This is a genomic window from Dyella sp. 2RAB6 (assembly GCF_052115385.1).
In the GTDB taxonomy this organism is placed as follows: domain Bacteria; phylum Pseudomonadota; class Gammaproteobacteria; order Xanthomonadales; family Rhodanobacteraceae; genus Dyella_D.
This window is the reverse complement of sequence record NZ_JBFRGP010000001.1, coordinates 559,409-576,765: the sequence shown is the minus strand read 5'-3', so window position 1 is coordinate 576,765 and position 17,357 is coordinate 559,409. Positions and strand designations below refer to the sequence as shown.

Here is a 17,357-nt window from a genome sequence, read left to right as displayed (position 1 = left end):
GTCAGCCGCGCTCGAACAGGGCGATGGATTCGACGTGCGCGGTGTGCGGGAACATGTCCATCACGCCGGCCGCGCTGAGGCGGAAGCCGTGCTTCTGCACCAGGATGCCGGCGTCGCGCGCCAGCGAACCCGGATGGCAGGACACGTAGACGATGCGCTGCGTGTCGCGGTGCGGCAGGTACTCCAGCAGCTTGTCGGCGCCGGCGCGCGGCGGATCGAGCAGCAGCTTGTCCCAGGCCTGGCGCGCCCACGGCGTGTTGCGCTGGTCCTCGAACAGGTTGGCGACTTCGAAGCGCGCATTGGCGATGCCGTTGCGCATGGCGTTCTGCGCCGCGCGTTCGACCAGGCCATGCTCGCCTTCCACGCCGACCACTTCGCCCACGCGGCGGGCGATCGGCAAGGTGAAGTTGCCCAGGCCGCAGAACAGGTCCAGCACGCGGTCGCTCGGCTGCGGGTCGAGCAGTTCCAGCGTGCGCGCCATCATGCGGCGGTTCATGCCGGCATTGACCTGGACGAAGTCCAGCGGACGGAATTCCAGCTCCACCTCCGGCACGCCTTCGCCGGCCCCGATGCGGAAGGCCAGGCGCGGCTGTTCCGGCCACAGCGGATGCACGCTGCTGATGCCGCCGGGCTGCAGGTAGATGGCGAAGTCGTGCGCCTGCGCGAATGCGGTGAGCTTGCCCAGGTCCGACTCGCTCAAGGGTTTCAGATGGCGGAACACCAGGGCGACGGTGTCGTCGCCGGCGGCGAATTCGATCTGCGCGATCTCGCCGGCGGCATCCAGCGTACCGACCAGTTCGCCGAGCAGGCCGACCTTCGGCCCCAGCGCCGGATGCATCACTTCGCATTGCTCGATGTCGGCGACGAAGCGCGGGTTGTCCTCCTCGCGGAAGCCGACCAGCACGCGGCCCTTCTTCACCACGTGGCGCACCGACAGCCGGCCCTTGCGGCGATAGCCCCAGGGCTGGTCGGTCAGCGGCGGCAGCCACGCGGCCGGCGCCACCTTGCCGATGCGCTCGAAGTTCTCGGCCAGCACGCGCTGCTTGGCGGCGATCTGCGACTCGGCGTCCAGGTGCTGCAGCGCGCAGCCGCTGCACTGGCCGTAGTGGCGGCAGCGCGGTTCGACGCGGTGCGGCGAGCGCGTGCGCAGCTCCACCATCTCGGCTTCGTCGAAGTTGCGATGGCGGCGGCGGATGCGCAGCAGCACTTCCTCGCCCGGCAACGCGTCGGAGACGAACACAGCCTTGCCGTCGATGCGGGCCACGCCGCGGCCGTCGTGGCTGAGATCGGTGATGGTGGCTTCGAACTCGTTCATCGTGACCCCAAAAAACGCGCGCCCGGATCATGCAGTCCGGGCGACACGGAAAAAAGCAGGGAAGCGCGCAGGGATTACTTCTGCTTCCAGGCGCCCGAGGGGTCCTGATAATACCAGCCGGACCGCGCCCGCTCGATCCAGCCCTTGGCGAAGGTGGCGCGGATCTGCCCTTCCCATTCCGGATGGCCGTTGGCATTGGCCACTTCGCGGTACAGCGCGCTGCGGTCGCGGTTCTCGTCGGCCACGCTGGCGCTGACTTCGGCGCGCTGGTTCAGCGGCAGCTTGGAGGCGTCGCGCACGGCGACCAGGCCGTCCTTGGTGAAGCCCACCGCGCCGCTGTCGAACAGCGCGCCCAGGCTGCCCTGGAAGCGCTGCTGCATGCGGCCGCGGATCGCTTCGGTGGTGGCGGTCTGGATGCGCACGTCCGGCACGTCGGCCGCATAGGCGGCCGGAATCAGCAGGTCGAGCAGCATCGCCGACGGCTGCTTGCCGGACTTCTCGGCGGGCTTGGGCTCGTTCTTGTCGTCATTGCCCTGGTTCGCCGGCTTGGCGTTGTCCAGCACCGTGCCGATGAACTGATCGGCGGCCTTCTGCGCGGCGGCCTCGGGGAAATACACATTGATGGTGACGCAGCCGACCAGCGCGACGAACAGCGAGGTCAGCAGGACATAGACGAGTTTGCGCATGATCGACGCTCCATGGCGGGGAATGGGGAACTTCATGTTCGATGATCGGAATCAGTGAACCTCGGGACCGCCGCTCTCCGCGGCGGACTTGAGCCGGCGCACCAGGGTCGGCCAGTCCACCTGGGTCTGGTGGCCGACCACCTGCAGGCGCGGCAGCCCGCTGCCTTCGACGATAGTGTAGCCATCGCCGTCGCTGTCCAGTCCGCTCATGCGGCACAGCGTGCCCTGCAGCACGCAGTTCAGGCCGATGCGCTTGTAGCTGAAGTTCTTGAACAGCCGCAGCATCGCGCCCTGCAGGCCGGCAGCAATGCCGCCGCCACCCACCGAGACCAGGCTGTTGACCGCGCGCTGGCTGATCTTGCCGCCGCTGCCGGCGAGCAGGCGTGCGTCGAAGGCGACCGGATTCCAGTTGACCAGGCGCAGGTTCTGCACGCTGCCGTCCATGCGGCCGGTGATGCTGCCGATGTCGAACACGCTGGTCATCGCGCCCAGGTCGAGCTGGCGCAGGGCCAGGTCGCCGGCCAGCACCGGGCTGTTGCCGAACGGGTCCTGCAGCGACATGCGGGTGACGTCGACGAAGCCGTCGAACACGTTCATCGATAGCCCGCCTTCGAGCTCGATGCGGTCGTCCACCCAGCGCAGCGCCGGGATCGCGCCGCCCAGGGTGCCGGGGAATTCCGGCCAGCCCATCACGCGGCTGAAGGCCGCCATGTCCACGCCGGTGAGCACGAGCGAGGTGGACAGGCGCCGCCCCTTCGCCGCGGCCGGGCGCCAGTCGAGGTCGGCCACGTGCAGGCGGCCGCCGAGCAGCGGCACGTCCACCGCCTTCTGCAGGCCGAGGTTGCCGTCGCGGCTCTGCCAGCCCATCTGCGCCGCGCCATGGGCGAGCCGGTAGATCTGCGCGCCGCGCCAGCTCAGCGTGGTGGCCGGGCGCGTGCCGCGCAGCGCCCAGTCCATGCCGCCGCGCAGGCCGCTGAGAGCCAGGCGGCCATCGCCGTCGGCGACGTCCAGGCCGTCGGTATCGAACGAGAACGCGTGCAGTCCGTCGGCGCCCAGGTCCAGCGTTGCGGCGAGCTGGCCGGCGATGCGCGCGTTGCGCAGGCCCATGGTGGCCAGCCAGGACTGGCCGTAGCGCTGGTAGGCCGCGGGGAAGCTGGCCTGGAAGCGGTCGAGCTTGAGCTTCTGCAGCTCGCCCTTGGCGTCGAAGGCGAGCGAGCCGTCGAGCTGCAGCGCATCGGCGTCGCCCACCCGCAGGCGGCTGAAATCCAGCACGCCGTTGCGCGAGCTGGCATCCAGGCCCAGTTGCACCGGATGGTCCGGCAGGCGGGCGTAGATCGGCCCGAGCAGGAGTTCGCCGCCGCGCAGGCTGGCGTCCAGCCCGATCCGCGCCGGGCCGCCGATGGTGTCGACGTTGAGCCGGCCGGTGCCGTTGAGGCGCTGGCCCGCCAGCGTGCCGGAGGGCGTATCGAAGCCCAGATCCGCCAGGCCGAACTGGCCGGAGGCCTGCACCCCGCCATCGCGCACGTCCAGCGCCAGCTCCGCGTCCAGCCGGCCGGCCGTGGCGCGGCCGGACCACATGGTGCCGAGCAGCCCCTGCAGCCAGCCGGCAGGCAGGCCCTTGAGGCTGATCTGCGCATGGGTGGGCTGGTCCAGCGGCAGCGCGGCGCTGGCCAGCGACTTGCCCTGGTTGATGTCGACCTGCAGGGTGTTGGCGGCATCGTCCAGCACCAGGTTGACCTTGGCGTCGCTCCAGGCCCCGCCCGGCGCGCCGGCCAGGCGCAGGTCGCCGTCGAACAGCCAGCGCAGGTGCGGATCGCGCGACAGCGCGCCCTGCATGTCCAGCCCGACGCGGCGCCAGCCCAACACCGGCAACTCGGCCTTGGCCGCGCGCACGGTGAGCCGCAGGCCGCCGTTGCCGTCCTCGGCGATACGCATCTGCACGTCCTGCAGGCGCAGGCCCGGCACCGCGACCTGCCTGGCCTCGAGCACGATGTCCGCGCGGGCCGGCAACGCCACGGCGAAACCGAACACGACGCACAAATAGAGCAAAAGGTGGCTTGATGTCGGACGCATGTCGCGCCATTCTGCCAAAATCAGCTGAACGACATGGACTCGTCATGTTCAACACCCCCTCCAACGGCAGGTCTGCCGTTCTTTCGGGCAATCCCTCGGGCAATCCCTCGGGCAATCCTGCGGGCCATCCTTCCGGCACTCATGCCTTGCGTGTCCTGGTAGCCGACGACGATCCGGCCAGCCGTCTCTTCCTGGTGGAGGCGATGCGCACGCTGGGGCTGGAGGCCGAAGCCTGCGACGACGGCGCCGCCGCGATCGCCAGAGGACGCCGCGAGGCCTACGACCTGCTCCTGCTCGACTGCCGCATGCCCGGCGCCGGCGCCCAGCAGGTACTGCTGGAACTGCGCGGCGACCCCGCCGCCCCATCCGCCGAAAGCACCGCCGTTGCGACCAGCGCCGAGATGGACGCGGCCGAACGCCAGCGCCTGCTCTCCGGCGGCTTCACCGAAGTGCTGCAGAAACCCTGCGACCTCGCCGACCTGCGCCGCATCGTGGCGCTGGTGCAGCCGGACTCCCAGCCCCTGCTCGACGATGCCCAGGGACTGGCCAGCACCGGCAGCGAACCGATCATGCGCGCCATGCGCGCGCTGCTGCGCGACGAACTGGTCGGCATCTACCAGGACCTCGCCACCGCGGTACTGACCGAAGCCGGCTTCGGCGACCGCCTGCACAAGCTGCGCGGCTCCTGCGGCTTCTGCGGCGCCACCGCGCTGGCCGCGCGCGTGACGCAGCTGCAGGAGCAGCTGAAGCTGGGACGTGCGATTCCGCCGGCGATGCACGAGCGATTTCGTGGGACGTTGCTGGAGACGATCGAGGCGTTGGCGGCGACGTCGCCGTAGGTTGGAGTGAGCGGAGCGAACTCCAACCGGACATCACGTCGGCATCGCGGGCCACGTTGGGGTTCGCCTTCGGCTCACCCCAACCTGCGCGAGCACTTCAGCGGCGCGACAGGGCAGCGGCAAGCACATGCCAGGCACGCAACTCCGCGCCGCCGAGATGGAAGCGGATCACCTCGCGCATCATCGTCCTGAGCGCCGACAAACCCGCCGCATCCGGCACCACGTCCTCCGACAAGGCCAGCAGATCGCTGCCACGCAACGCATGCGGAAGATCCGCGCGGCACGCCGTCGCCCCGACTTCCACCCGATAGCGATAATGGCGCCCCGGATCGACCGGCTCACCCGTCTCGCCCTCGTAATCGAGCTGCAAGCCATAGCCGATCGCATCCAGCAGATCGCGCTCGAAGCGCCGCAACGTCCACGCCAGCGGCTCGCCCCCCGCCATCCGCACCAACGTCGCCGCATACGCCTGGAACAGTTCCGGCAGCGGATCCTGGCGGCCGGTCAGCCGCACCACCAGTTCATTGAGATAGAGACCGGCGAGACCGGCATCGCCACCGAGCCGCTGCGGCGCCCCCGTGTGCTCGGCGCCCTGCAACGTCGCCAGCTCGCCACGCAGCAACAAATCCATCGCCAGCGGCTGGAACGGCTCCAGCTGCGAACGCTGCAGCCTGGCGCGCTCGCGCCGCACGCCGCGCGCCACCACGCCAAGGCGGCCCTGTTCGAGCGTGAGGCATTCCAGCAGCAGCGAAGTCTCCCGGTAGGGCCGCGCATGAAGCACATAGGCGGGCTGCTGAAGGAGTTGCATGAGTCAGGGGACGGGAGCGCACGCGCGCCCTGCCCCGCCACCCGTCAGTCCGTGTAGCCGAACTTCTTGAGCATGTTCTCGTCGTCGACCCAGCCCTCGCGCACCTTCACCCACAGGCGCAGGAAGACCTTGCGTTCGAACAGCAGCTCCATCTTGCGGCGCGCGGCCGAACCGATCGCCTTGAGCTGCTGGCCGCCGTTGCCGATCACGATCGCCTTCTGGCCGTCGCGCTCGACCCAGATCACGGCATGGATCTCGGCCACGCCGTCCTCGCGGTCCTTGAACTGCTCGATCTCCACCGTGGTGGCGTACGGCAGCTCCTGGTCCAGGCGCAGCATCAGCTGTTCGCGCACCATCTCGGCGGCGAGGAAGCGTTCGCTGCGGTCGGTGATCTCGTCCTCGCCGTACATCGGCGCGCGCACCGGCAGGCGCTTGAGGATGCCCTGCTCCAGCTCCTTCAAGCCGTTTTCCTTCAGCGCGCTGACGTAATAGACCTCGTCGAAGCTGTGCTGCTCCATCAGGCCGGCGACGAACGGCAGCATGGCCGACTTGTCCTTGGCCAGGTCGACCTTGTTGATGGCCAGCAGGCGCGGGATCTTCTGCTCGGCCAGGGCGTCGTACAGCGCCTGGTCTTCATCGGTCCAGCGGCCGGATTCGATCACCTGCACCGCCAGCTCGACTTCGCCGATGGCCGAACGCGCGGCGCGGTTGAGGCTGCGGTTCATCGCGCGCTTGGCGCCGCGGTGCAGGCCGGGCGTATCCACATACAGGATCTGCCCCGCCTCGTTGGTGGCGATGCCCAGGATGCGGTGCCGCGTGGTCTGCGGACGCGGGCTGACGATGGACAGGCGGAAGCCGATCAGCGCGTTGAGCAGGGTGGACTTGCCCACATTGGGCCGGCCCAGCAGCGCAACGGCGCCGCAGCGGAAATCCTCGTGCGGCAGCTCGGCCGGGGCGAGGGGTTCGAAATCTTGATCGTGGTCGCTCATGGTCTGGTTTCCTGCAATTGGCTCAGCACGGCCTCGGCCGCATCCTGCTCGGCGGCTCGGCGGCTGCCGCCGCGGCCCTCCGCGCTCAGCGGCATGGGTTCGGCGATGACGCAGGAGACGTCGAACGTCTTTGCGTGATCCTCGCCGTAGCTGTCGGTCAGTTCGTATTGCGGCAGCGGCCAGCCGCGTGCCTGCAGCCATTCCTGCAGGCGGGTCTTGGCATCCTTGGACGAGCGCGGGATGGCCGCGATGCGCTCGGCGAACACGCCCCGCACCACCTCGCGGCATTGGGCGAAATCGCTGTCCAGATATACGGCGGCCACCAGCGCCTCGAAGGCGTCGGCGAGGATGGAGTCGCGGCGGTAGCCGCCGCTCTTCAACTCGCCCGAGCCCAGTTTCAATGCGTCGCCCAGTTCCAGCTCGCGCGCGATCAAGGCCAGCGCCTGGCCGTTCACCAGCTGCGCGCGCAGGCGCGACAGCTCGCCTTCGCTGGCATTCGGATGCGCTTCGTACAGCAGTTCGGCGACCACCACGCCAAGCAGGGCGTCGCCGAGGAACTCAAGCCGCTCGTTGTTCGGCTTGCCGGCGCTGCGATGGGTCAGCGCCAGTTGCGCCAGCGCCGGGTCGCGGAAACGGTAAGTCAGCTTGGCCAAAAAAACCTCAATAACCGATGTTGCCCTGCAGCGGCACGGTCTTCTCGAAGTGCAGCAGGAAATCGATGTTGTACATAAAGGGAATGCGCTTGTCGTATTCGATCTTCAGCAGCGCGGCATTGTTGGCGCGCGAGATGGTGATGTCCTTGGGCTTGATGGTCGCGTCGTCCACGTACTGGAAGCCCAGCTTGAACATCAGGTCGCGGCGGATGTCCTCCAGCGTACGGCCCTCGGTGCCGGCGCTGGCCACCTGGTTCATGGCCTTGCTCACGCCCATGAACTCGGCGTAGGACGGCACCAGCTTCATGGCCATGAAGCCGAAGAAGGCCACGACCACCAGCACCACCATAAACCCGATCAGAGTGATACCCGACTGCTTTGCTTTCATAGTCCCCTCGCTATGCCGACCGGCGGCGGCCCCGCTTGTATGGATAGGTGTCGCGGCGCCGGCTCGCCGGCATCGCGCAGGCGGATTCTGGCGCCACGGCGGGCCGGCGTCACGCCGCGCGACCCGACCGCCATCACGCTTTGCTTAGTGAATCACACGACCCATGCGCGAGAAGTCGACCCAGCCCGCGTCCGGCCCCTTCACGCTGAGCCAGATCAGGAACGCCTTGCCGGCCAGGTTCTGCTCCGGCATGCAGCCCCACCAGCGGCTGTCCGTGCTGTTGTAGCGGTTGTCGCCCATCACCAGGTAGCAGCCCTGCGGGACCACCGACGGCACCTTGTCGTTGGGCAGCGGCGGCGGACGGTTGTAGGCCGGCATGCGCGCCGTGAGGTGGTTCACCACGGTGCCTTCCTCGGTGCGCAGGTGCTCGTTCCACACCGTAGCGCCCATCTCCAGCATCAGCCGGTCCTCGTCGCGCTTCGGGTTGCCCATGTACGGGCCGACTTCGTCGGCCTCGACCGCCTGGCCGTTGATCAGCAGCTGGTCGCCCTGCATCTCGATGCGGTCGCCCGGCAGGCCGATCACGCGCTTGATCCAGTTCTGGCTCGGCACCGGCGCCTGCGGGTTGGCGCAGGTCTGGTCGCCGCTGCGCGCCAGCTTGCCGTCCACGGGGCACAGATAACCGGGAAAGCGGAACACCACCACGTCGCCGCGCTTGGGTTCGCCCAGCGCCAGGAACTTGGTGTTGAAGGCCGGCATGCGCAGGCCATAGGCGAACTTGTTGACCAGGATGAAGTCGCCCACGTCCAGGGTCGGCATCATCGAGCCCGAGGGAATGCGGAACGGCTCGGCCACGAACGAGCGCAGCAGCAGCACCACCAGCACCACCGGGAACAGCGAGCGCGCCCAATCCACCGGCATCGGGTCCTGCGGCTCCTGCCCGGCCGTTTCGGCCCTGGCCTTGCGCCCCTTGTAGAAGAACAGGCGGTCCAGGCCCCAGACCACGCCGAACAGCACGGTCAGGGCAAGCAGAATCGCCGAAAAATCGAAATCCATGAGAGCTCCTTCAAAGCGTGAATCGCGCCGGACGTAAATTGCAGTGGGTGCTTCGATGCCAGCGCACTGCGCTGGCGGTGATGCGGTGGCCCCCTGTTCGTTCCATGTCCTGCCCGCGCCTTACTTGTCGACCTTGAGCACGGCGAGGAAGGCCTCCTGCGGAATCTCCACGCGGCCCACCTGCTTCATGCGCTTCTTGCCTTCCTTCTGCTTCTCCAGCAGCTTCTTCTTACGGCTGACGTCGCCGCCGTAGCACTTGGCCAGAACGTTCTTGCGCAAGGCTTTCACGGTGGAGCGCGCGATCACCTGCGCACCGATCGCCGCCTGGATCGCCACGTCGAACTGCTGGCGCGGGATCAGCTCCTTCATGCGCTCGACCAGGTCGCGGCCGCGGCGGTCGGCGTGGCTGCGGTGCACGATCAGCGACAGCGCGTCGACGCGGTCGCCGTTGATCAGCACGTCGGTGCGCACGAACGGGCCGGCGTCGAAGCGCTCGAAGTGGTAGTCCATCGAGGCGTAGCCGCGCGATACCGACTTCAGGCGGTCGAAGAAATCGAGCACCACCTCGGCCAGCGGCAGCTCGTAGTTGATCTGCACCTGGGTGGCCAGGTACTGGATCGAGCGCTGCACGCCGCGCTTCTCCTCGCACAGCGTGATGATGTTGCCGATGTAGTCGGCCGGCGTAAGGATGCTGGCCAGGATGATCGGCTCGCGGATCTCCTCCACCTGCGGCGACGCCGGCAGCTTGGCCGGGTTGTCCAGCAGCAGGATCGAGCCGTCGCTCTTGAGGACCTCGTAAACCACGGTGGGCGCGGTGGTGATCAGGTTCAGGTCGTACTCGCGCTCCAGGCGCTCCTGCACGATCTCCATGTGCAGCATGCCGAGGAAGCCGCAGCGGAAGCCGAAGCCCATCGCTTCGGAGCTTTCCGGCTCGAAGAACAGCGCGGCGTCGTTGAGGCGCAGCTTGTCCAGCGCCTCGCGCAGCGCGGGGTAGTCTTCCGCGGCGACCGGGAACAGGCCGGCGAACACGCGCGGCTGCATGGTCTGGAAGCCGGGCAGCGCCTTGTCGGCAGGCTTGCCGGCGTGGGTGAGCGTGTCGCCCACGGGCGCGCCGTGCACGTCCTTGATCGAGGCGGTGATCCAGCCCACTTCGCCTGCGCCGAGCCGGTCCAGCTTCTTGCGCTTGGGGGTAAACACGCCCACTTCGCTGACTTCGTGGGTGCGGCCGGTGGACATCACCTGCAGCTTCTCGCCGGGACGGATCTCGCCCTGCATCACGCGCACCAGCGAGACCACGCCGAGGTAGTTGTCGAACCAGGAGTCGATGATCAGCGCCTGCAGGCGATCGGTGTCGCGCGGCTTCGGCGGCGGGATGCGCGCGACGATGGCCTCGAGCACTTCCACCACGTTCTGGCCGGTCTTGGCGCTGACTGACACGGCGTTGTCGGCGTCGATGCCGATGACGGCTTCGATCTCGCCTTTCACCTTCTCCGGATCGGCGGTGGGCAGGTCGATCTTGTTGAGCACCGGCACCACTTCCAGGCCCATCTCCACCGCGGTGTAGCAGTTGGCGACGGACTGCGCTTCCACGCCCTGGGCGGCGTCGACCACCAGCAGCGCGCCTTCGCAGGCGGCCAGCGAGCGGCTAACTTCATAGGAGAAGTCGACGTGGCCGGGCGTGTCGATGAAATTCAGCTGGTAGGTCTTGCCGTCGCGCGCCTTGTACGGCAGCGACACGGACTGCGCCTTGATGGTGATGCCGCGCTCGCGCTCGATCGGATTGCTGTCGAGCACCTGGGCTTCCATCTCGCGCTCGGCCAGGCCGCCACAGATCTGGATGATGCGATCGGCGAGCGTCGACTTGCCGTGGTCGATGTGGGCGATGATGGAGAAATTGCGGATCAGTTCCATGGAACACGCTGGCAGCAGTCACCGCCTGCGCGGAGCACAGGCAGCGTATCCCCGGGATGGCGATACGAACCCGGCATTATCGCATGGAAAGCCCATCGGCCGCGCCCGGGGCCTGAACGCAGCGGGGCGGCCCGCAGGCCGCCCCGCCCTCGGTATCACCGCTCAGGAGATCACTCGTCCGCGCCCGCCTTGGGCAGGGTCAGGCCGACGAAGCCGCTCTGGTCGCCGTGGCGCACCAGCAGCAGGGCGGTATCCCCGGGCTTGAGCTCCTTGGTCGCCTCGCGGAATGCGGCGGCGTTGCCGACGCGGTGCTGGTTGACCATCAGGATCACGTCGCCCGGCTGCAGGCCGGCCCGCGTCGCCACCGGGCCGGTGACGTCGCCGATCAGCACGCCCTCGCCCGCCTTCAGGCCGAGCTGCTGGCGGGTATCGCCATCCAGGTCTTCCACCGCCAGGCCCAGCGCGGTCGAACCGCCGCTCGCCGCCGGTGCGCTCTTGCCGCCGGCCGCAGCCAGCGCGGCCTTGCCGTCGCGCTTCATCTCGCCGACGGTGACCGGCACCTCCTGCTGCTTGCCGTCGCGCAGGATGCTGACGGTGGCCTTGCTGCCCGGGGCAGTCATGCCGACTAGCGGCGGCAGGTCGGCGGCCTGGGTGATCGGCTGGCCGTTGTAGCCGACGATGATGTCGCCGGGCTTGAGGCCCGCCTTCTCCGCGCCGCTGCCCGGATTGACCTGGGTCACCGCGGCACCGGAATTGCTGCCGAGCTTGAGCGCCTTGGCGATGTCGTCGGTGATCGGCTGCATCATCACGCCGAGCTGGCCGCGGGTGACATAGCCCTTTTCCTTGATCTGCTTGACCACATTCATGGCCACGTCGATCGGGATCGAGAACGCCACGCCCTGGTAGCCGCCGGTGCTGGAATAGATCTGCGAATTCACGCCGACCACCCGCCCCTGCAGGTCGAACAGCGGGCCGCCGGAGTTGCCTCGGTTGATCGGCACGTCGGTCTGGATGAATGAGGTGTAGGGCTGGTCCTGGCTGCCCAGGTTGCGGCCGACGGCGCTGACGATGCCCTGGGTCACGGTGTAGTCGAAGCCGAACGGCGAACCGATCGCCAGCACCCATTGGCCGGCTTTGAGGCTGCGCGAATCGCCGACGCTCACCGCCGGCAGGCTGCCGCCGGCATCGACCTTGAGCAGGGCGATGTCGTACTGCGGGTCGCTGCCGATCACCTTGGCGGTGAGCGTGCGGCGGTCCTGCAGGCGCACGGTGACCTGGTCGGCGTCGTCCACCACATGCGTGTTGGTGAGGATGTAGCCGTCGCCGGAAATGATGAAGCCCGAGCCGAGCGAGGTGTGCTGCTGTTCTTCCGGCGACGGCACCATCGGCATGCCGAAGAAGCGGCGGAACATGTCCAACTGCGGATCGTCCGGCGGCATCGCGCCGCGTCCGCGTGCCTGCGGCGACGCCTTGCGCGCGCTCTTGCCGTTGTACTTGGCTTCGACGTGGACCACGGCCGGGGCGTTCTTCTGCACGATACCGGTGAAGTCCGGCAGGCCGGCCATGGCCGGCGCGGCATTGGTCGGCGCGGCGCTGGTCTTCGTGTCCGCCGTCTCGGCCTGCGCTGCGCTCGCCACGGCAAGCGAGACCAGTGCGCTGTACAGCGCGCTACGCAGGATCGTTCGACTCATGACTTGCTCCTTTCCAAGATGTGGGAACCAGGTTCGAAACAGCTTCGCCCGCACGCGAGGCACACTCATACAACGTCCGGCCCCTGGGGGCCGGACGGACATCACTGCATGGGAGACACGACGAAACGGAACCGGGGCGGACATGCACGCGCCGCCGCGGTTATTGAGCCAGCGGCTCCTGCGCCGGCGCTTCCTGCGCCTGCGCCGCCTGGGGCACCCGCTGCGTCTGCGGGGCGAGCAGCAGGTAGCTGCCATCGCCGTTGTTGATCGCGCGGTAGCGATCCAGCAGGTAGGGGTTCTGGCGGTTGCGCGAATACAGGAAGGTGGCGCCCTCGTCGCCGCCGACCGTGGCCGAGGCCTGCTGGGTCAGCGCCGAAGGCAGGCCGGCGTAGTTGTTGAGCCATTCCGGCGCGGCGGCCGGCACGTCCACGCGGGCGGTGGCCGCGGTGCCGGCGACCGGGACGACCGGTGCATGCTGGCCACCGGCGGTGGCGACGCGCGGCGTCGCGTTGTCGCTGCCGGGGCCGACCGGCTGGGTCACCATCAGGGCGGCCACGGCGACCGACGCGGCGATCGCGCCGCCTGCGGACCAGCGCAGCCAGTGGCGGCGCCGGCCGCTGCCGACGGCGACGGCTTCCTGCTCGATCGCCAGCATCACGCGAGCCGAGAAACCGGCCGAAGCGAGCGGTGGCAACTGGTGGCGCAGGCCGTCGCGCGCCACGTGGTAGCGCGACCACGCCTGCTGCAGGGCAGCGTCGTGGTCGAGCCGGCGCAACAGGAAGCGCAGTTCCTCCTGGGTCAGCTCGCCGTCGATGCCGGCGGACAGCATGTCTTTGGAGGGATCTTCGCGATGAGTGTCAGTCATTTCTCGTCCTCACGGTCCGACAACAGGGGCCGCAGTTTTTCGTCGATCGCTTCGCGTGCCCGGAAGATGCGCGAACGCACCGTACCGATCGGGCAGCCCATCGTTGCGGCGATTTCTTCGTAGCTCAAACCGTCCACCTCGCGCAGCGTGATTGCGGTTCGCAGCTCCTCGGGCAGCGCTTGGACAGTGGAAAAAACCGTTTGTTCAATTTCCTGGCGCAGGAGTTCGCGCTCGGGCGTAGCGGTTTCCTGCATGCGGTCGGAACCGGGCACGAAGACCGCGTCGTCCACCGAGATATCGTCGGCGGGCGGACGCCGCCCCAGCGCCACCAGGTGGTTTTTCGCCGTATTCACGGCGATCTTGTACATCCAGGTATAGAAAGCGCTTTCGCCGCGGAACGAGCCGATCGCGCGCCAGGCGCGCACGAACGCCTCCTGGGCCACGTCCTCGCACTCGGCGTAGTTGTTCACATAGCGGGAAATCAGCGCGATGACCTTGTGCTGATACTTGCGCACCAGCACGTCGAATGCCCGCTTGTCCCCTTTTTGGACTCGCTCGACCAGGGCGCTGTCCAGTTCGTTTTCGCCCATCCGGGCCGTCTCCTTCTGACTACCGCCACCTGCTTGGAGGGATTCCGCGAGCTCGGGATGGTCCGTTAGGACAAGAACCAAGCCGCCGAGTTCAGCCGTACCGTCGCGCAGCTTGTCGCTGCGTCCGCGCCGCGCCCAGTGCAGGATGGCATTGACCGGCTGCGGGGCCATCGTACCGAACGTGGCAAGCGTCCCGGCGGCCGACTTCCCCTGCTCCCAGGATCCAACTCCCGATATAGGGCCGGGCCGTAAGCAGGCAAGCGGCAACCCGCTCACTCCTCGACGGCATCCGCCGTGGCCAGCAGGCGCTGGCGCTCGTGCAGCAGCTTCTCGAAGGCCGGGGGCGGCAGCGGGCGGCAGAACAGATAGCCCTGCAGTTCGTCGCAGCGGTTGGCGCGCAGGAAATGCAGGTGCTGCTCGATCTCCACGCCCTCGGCGACCACGCCGCGCTTGAGGCGATGGGCCATTTCGATGGTGGCGCGCACGATCGCCTCGTCGTCCGGGTCCACCCCGATATTGCGCACGAAGCTCTGGTCGATCTTGATGCGGTCGGCCGGCAGCTTGCGCAGGTAGTCCAGCGAGGCGGCGCCGGTGCCGAAGTCGTCGATGGCGATGCGGCAGCCCAGCCGGTGCAGGCCGTGCAGGTTGTCCACCAGGTTCGGGGCGGCCTTGATGCTGATGCTCTCGGTCACTTCCATTTCCAGCAGGCCCGGGTCCAGGCCACTGTCCTGCAGCGCGGAAGTCACGATGTCGAGCAGGTTCGGCTGCATCAGCTGCACCGCCGACAGGTTCACGCCCAGGCGCAGCCGCAGGCCGAACTTGCGCTCCCATTCCTGCGCCTGCTTGCAGGCGGTGCGCAGCACCCATTCGCCGATCGATACGATCAGGCCGGTTTCCTCGGCCAGCGGAATGAAGAAGCCGGGGCCGATGAAGCCCAGCTCCGGATGCTCCCAGCGCACCAGCGCTTCCATGCCGACGATGTCCTCGCTGGCCGCGTCCACCTGCGGCTGGTAGAACACGCGCAGCTCGCCGTTGTGCTCGGCGTGGCGCAGGCCGGACTTCAGCGCCATGTTCTGCTGCTGCGCCTGCTCGGCGCTGATTTCGTAGATCTGGTAGTTGTTGCGGCCCAGGCTCTTGGCCGCGTACATCGCCTCGTCGGCGTGCTTGAGCAGGGTTTCCGCATCCGGCGCATCGTCGGGGAAGAAGCTGACGCCGATCGAGGCGGTGACCTGCAGCTCGGTGCCGTCGTCGATGCGGAACGGCGCTTCCATCACCTGCACGATCTTCTCGGCGACGCGCAGCACGTCCTCGCTCTTGACGATGTGGCGCAGGATCACCACGAACTCGTCGCCGGCGTAGCGCGCCACCGTGTCCGAGGCGCGCACGCTGGTGCGCAGCCGCTGGGTGGTGGTGATCAGCACCTGGTCGCCGACGGCGTGGCCCAGGGTGTCGTTGATGGTCTTGAAGCGGTCCAGGTCGACGAACAGCATGGCGAAGCATTCGCCGGTGCGGTTGGCCTCGCGGATGATGGTGTCCAGGCGGTCGTTGAACAGCAGCCGGTTGGGCAGGCCGGTGAGCGCGTCGAGCAGGCCCTCGGCGCGGCCCTGTTCGCGCGTGCGGCGCAGCTCCAGCGCATGCGCGAAACGCGCCGCCGCGCAGCGCAGCACCGGCTCGACGATGGCCAGCTCGCCGAACGGCTGGCGCGTGCCGGCGAGCAGCGCGCCCAGCACGCTGTGGCGTTCGTCCAGCAGCGGCAGGCCGGCGAAGCCGCTCAGGTCCAGCTGTTCCAGCAATGGGTCCATCGCGGCCAGGCGGCGCGCGCCGCCCGGGTGCAGCATCGCCTGCCCGGACAGCACCAGCCGCAGCGAACTCTGCAGCTGCGGGCTGGGCCACAGCTGGTCCTCGCCGCTCCAGCACTGCGCCAGCTGCAGCGGTGCACCGCCCTCTTCCGGGCGCGCCGACCAGATCGCCAGATAGTCCAGCCCCATGTCCTCGAACAGCATCTGCGCCGCGGTGGCGATGCTGTCGTCGGCGCTGCTGCTGGCGAACAGGCGCGCCAGCAGGGCCAGCGCCACTTCGGCACGCGCGCCGGCGCGGTCGCTGCGGAACACGAAGGCCACGGCGTCGCGGCCGGCGTGGCGGATCTGCCGCGCGCTGGCTTCGCCGCTGTCATGGCCCTGGCGCGAACGCCGCCGGCAGGGATGCCAGCGGCGCGAATCGTCGGCCAGCGCCTGTTCGGGCGCGAGACCCTGGAATTCCAGCAGTTCGGCCAGTGGCTGACCGATCAGGCGATCGCCAGGCAGGCCGCTGCGCCGCAGCAGCGCCGGACTGAGTTCGAGCAGGCGGCCGCGCTCGGCATCGACGATCAGCCACTCGCTGTCCACCTCGTCGAAAGCGAAGCGGTAGTCGCCGCCGACATGCGCCGCGCCGTTCTGCGCGGACACCGGCAGGATCGCGCCGGTGCGCTGCAGGCGCTGCCAGCGCGCGATCAGCTCGCTGTCGATCTGGGTGGCATACAGCCAGTCCGAGACACCGGCGGGCAGCTGGGCCGGCTTGATCGCCGCGCCTTCGGTCAGCACCACGATTACGGGCGCCTCGGCGCAGGCCGGCAGGCGCCGCAGCTGTTCCACCGAGGTCAGCGCGTCGCGCGCATCGCCCTCCAGCACCATCACCACCAGGGCCAGCTTGGGACGGCCTTCGAGCAGGATGCCGGCGTGGGTGGGGTCGCGCGCGGAATGCACGGCGAGGTGCCCGTCGCGGTCGAGCGCGTCGAACACCGCACGGCGCAGCTCGCGCTGCGCGGCGACCACCATGATGCCGCCGGCGGCGGACATGGCCGCGTTCAAAGCAGCCACCGGCCGTCGCGCAGGCGCGGCCGGTGCGCGGGCTTGACCTGGCAGCTCAGCCGCACGATCACGTCGCTCAGTCCTTCGACCAGCGATTCGGGCGCGTCCAGCAGCACCACGCGGCGCACGTGACCGGTCGGCGTGCGCGCGAGCTGGCGCAGCAGGGCCACGTCCGGCGCCGCCAGCGGCAACGGCAGCCGGCGCAACAGATAGATGCCGAAGTGGTTGCTCTGCTGGATATAGCGCAGCACCTGGCTGAGCCGCGCATGCGGCGCCTTCTCGGCGTGCTCCTCGCGCAGGTTGCCCAGGCCTTCTTCCGGACTCCACAGGTAGATCGCCTGGCCGGTGCGGCGGACCAGGCTGCGGAACTGCCCGATCAGCGCATCGCCATCGGCGTCCTCCAGCGAGACCAGGCAACCGTGCGCACCCAGGATGCGCTCGAGGATATCGGCACCTGGCTGGACGGCTGGGGCGGCAATGGAGGTGTTCATTGGGCAGGTAAGTTACGCGGTCCGTGGGCCTTCGCCTAGCGTCCGAAACAGCCTCCCCGGATTCGCCGGCGGGTTTCTTGCGTCAGCGCACAGGCCACTCTTTTACGCGATTTTCATGGACTTGCGTGGCCCCCTGGCCCATCTCGCAATCCACGC

15 protein-coding genes are annotated in these 17,357 nt (G+C 68.6%); 1 reads left to right on the top strand and 14 read right to left on the bottom strand.

Annotated elements, in window-relative coordinates; genetic code table 11:
• Window position 1: 1 nt before the first annotated feature.
• The 3 genes from rlmD to AB4083_RS02525 form a co-directional block, all read right to left on the bottom strand.
• A complete protein-coding gene (rlmD, locus tag AB4083_RS02535) occupies window positions 2–1,315 on the bottom strand; it encodes a 23S rRNA (uracil(1939)-C(5))-methyltransferase RlmD (RefSeq protein WP_441606175.1) in 1,314 nt (437 codons plus the stop codon).
• A 74-nt stretch (window positions 1,316–1,389) separates the two neighbouring features.
• Window positions 1,390–2,001 (bottom strand): YdbL family protein, encoded by a 612-nt coding sequence (locus AB4083_RS02530; protein WP_441606174.1) that lies wholly within the window; start codon window positions 1,999–2,001, stop codon window positions 1,390–1,392.
• Window positions 2,002–2,052: 51 nt separating this feature from the next.
• Window positions 2,053–4,074 carry a hypothetical protein gene (locus AB4083_RS02525; protein ID WP_441606173.1) on the bottom strand — a complete coding sequence of 674 codons (2,022 nt, stop codon included), beginning with the start codon at window positions 4,072–4,074 and terminating at the stop codon, window positions 2,053–2,055.
• Between the two features lie 44 nt (window positions 4,075–4,118).
• Here AB4083_RS02525 and AB4083_RS02520 point away from each other — a divergent pair, with 44 nt between their 5' ends.
• Window positions 4,119–4,913, top strand: coding sequence for a response regulator (locus tag AB4083_RS02520; protein WP_441606172.1), 795 nt, complete (start codon window positions 4,119–4,121; stop codon window positions 4,911–4,913).
• A 97-nt stretch (window positions 4,914–5,010) separates the two neighbouring features.
• On the opposite strand, the gene recO is transcribed toward AB4083_RS02520, so the two are convergent.
• The 11 genes from recO to AB4083_RS02465 all read right to left on the bottom strand — a co-directional run bounded on the left by recO (window position 5,011) and on the right by AB4083_RS02465 (window position 17,201).
• Window positions 5,011–5,721, bottom strand: coding sequence for a DNA repair protein RecO (gene recO / locus AB4083_RS02515; protein ID WP_441606171.1), 711 nt, complete (start codon window positions 5,719–5,721; stop codon window positions 5,011–5,013).
• A 44-nt stretch (window positions 5,722–5,765) separates the two neighbouring features.
• Window positions 5,766–6,710, bottom strand: coding sequence for a GTPase Era (gene era, locus AB4083_RS02510; protein ID WP_441606170.1), 945 nt, complete (start codon window positions 6,708–6,710; stop codon window positions 5,766–5,768).
• Window positions 6,707–7,363: a ribonuclease III gene (rnc, locus tag AB4083_RS02505; RefSeq protein WP_441606169.1), complete on the bottom strand. Its 657-nt coding sequence runs from the start codon at window positions 7,361–7,363 to the stop codon at window positions 6,707–6,709. The genes era and rnc overlap by 4 nt, the downstream gene beginning before the upstream one ends.
• 7 nt (window positions 7,364–7,370) lie before the next feature.
• Window positions 7,371–7,751 (bottom strand): DUF4845 domain-containing protein, encoded by a 381-nt coding sequence (locus AB4083_RS02500; RefSeq protein ID WP_441606168.1) that lies wholly within the window; start codon window positions 7,749–7,751, stop codon window positions 7,371–7,373.
• 144 nt (window positions 7,752–7,895) lie between these two features.
• Window positions 7,896–8,807, bottom strand: coding sequence for a signal peptidase I (lepB, locus tag AB4083_RS02495; RefSeq protein ID WP_441606167.1), 912 nt, complete (start codon window positions 8,805–8,807; stop codon window positions 7,896–7,898).
• A gap of 120 nt (window positions 8,808–8,927) precedes the next feature.
• Window positions 8,928–10,718 (bottom strand): translation elongation factor 4, encoded by a 1,791-nt coding sequence (gene lepA, locus AB4083_RS02490; RefSeq protein WP_441606166.1) that lies wholly within the window; start codon window positions 10,716–10,718, stop codon window positions 8,928–8,930.
• Between the two features lie 170 nt (window positions 10,719–10,888).
• Window positions 10,889–12,409 carry a DegQ family serine endoprotease gene (locus AB4083_RS02485; protein ID WP_441606165.1) on the bottom strand — a complete coding sequence of 507 codons (1,521 nt, stop codon included), beginning with the start codon at window positions 12,407–12,409 and terminating at the stop codon, window positions 10,889–10,891.
• A gap of 160 nt (window positions 12,410–12,569) precedes the next feature.
• Window positions 12,570–13,274: a sigma-E factor negative regulatory protein gene (locus tag AB4083_RS02480; protein WP_441606164.1), complete on the bottom strand. Its 705-nt coding sequence runs from the start codon at window positions 13,272–13,274 to the stop codon at window positions 12,570–12,572.
• Window positions 13,271–13,864: an RNA polymerase sigma factor RpoE gene (rpoE, locus tag AB4083_RS02475; protein WP_441606466.1), complete on the bottom strand. Its 594-nt coding sequence runs from the start codon at window positions 13,862–13,864 to the stop codon at window positions 13,271–13,273. The genes AB4083_RS02480 and rpoE overlap by 4 nt, the downstream gene beginning before the upstream one ends.
• 272 nt (window positions 13,865–14,136) lie before the next feature.
• Window positions 14,137–16,698, bottom strand: a complete 2,562-nt coding sequence (locus AB4083_RS02470; protein WP_441606163.1) for a GGDEF/EAL domain-containing response regulator — start codon at window positions 16,696–16,698, stop codon at window positions 14,137–14,139.
• An 8-nt stretch (window positions 16,699–16,706) separates the two neighbouring features.
• A complete protein-coding gene (locus tag AB4083_RS02465) occupies window positions 16,707–17,201 on the bottom strand; it encodes a hypothetical protein (RefSeq protein WP_441606162.1) in 495 nt (164 codons plus the stop codon).
• Window positions 17,202–17,357: the final 156 nt, after the last annotated feature.

Bases quoted from the DNA above. Each gene is read 5' to 3' on its own strand.
- rlmD (WP_441606175.1), bottom strand. From the start codon at position 1,315: ATGAACGAGTTCGAAGCCACCATCACCGATCTCAGCCACGACGGCCGC.
- AB4083_RS02530 (WP_441606174.1), bottom strand. From the start codon at position 2,001: ATGCGCAAACTCGTCTATGTCCTGCTGACCTCGCTGTTCGTCGCGCTG.
- AB4083_RS02525 (WP_441606173.1), bottom strand. From the start codon at position 4,074: ATGCGTCCGACATCAAGCCACCTTTTGCTCTATTTGTGCGTCGTGTTC.
- AB4083_RS02520 (WP_441606172.1), top strand. From the start codon at position 4,119: ATGTTCAACACCCCCTCCAACGGCAGGTCTGCCGTTCTTTCGGGCAAT.
- recO (WP_441606171.1), bottom strand. From the start codon at position 5,721: ATGCAACTCCTTCAGCAGCCCGCCTATGTGCTTCATGCGCGGCCCTAC.
- era (WP_441606170.1), bottom strand. From the start codon at position 6,710: ATGAGCGACCACGATCAAGATTTCGAACCCCTCGCCCCGGCCGAGCTG.
- AB4083_RS02500 (WP_441606168.1), bottom strand. From the start codon at position 7,751: ATGAAAGCAAAGCAGTCGGGTATCACTCTGATCGGGTTTATGGTGGTG.
- lepB (WP_441606167.1), bottom strand. From the start codon at position 8,807: ATGGATTTCGATTTTTCGGCGATTCTGCTTGCCCTGACCGTGCTGTTC.
- lepA (WP_441606166.1), bottom strand. From the start codon at position 10,718: ATGGAACTGATCCGCAATTTCTCCATCATCGCCCACATCGACCACGGC.
- AB4083_RS02485 (WP_441606165.1), bottom strand. From the start codon at position 12,409: ATGAGTCGAACGATCCTGCGTAGCGCGCTGTACAGCGCACTGGTCTCG.
- AB4083_RS02480 (WP_441606164.1), bottom strand. From the start codon at position 13,274: ATGACTGACACTCATCGCGAAGATCCCTCCAAAGACATGCTGTCCGCC.
- rpoE (WP_441606466.1), bottom strand. From the start codon at position 13,864: ATGGGCGAAAACGAACTGGACAGCGCCCTGGTCGAGCGAGTCCAAAAA.
- AB4083_RS02470 (WP_441606163.1), bottom strand. From the start codon at position 16,698: ATGTCCGCCGCCGGCGGCATCATGGTGGTCGCCGCGCAGCGCGAGCTG.
- AB4083_RS02465 (WP_441606162.1), bottom strand. From the start codon at position 17,201: ATGAACACCTCCATTGCCGCCCCAGCCGTCCAGCCAGGTGCCGATATC.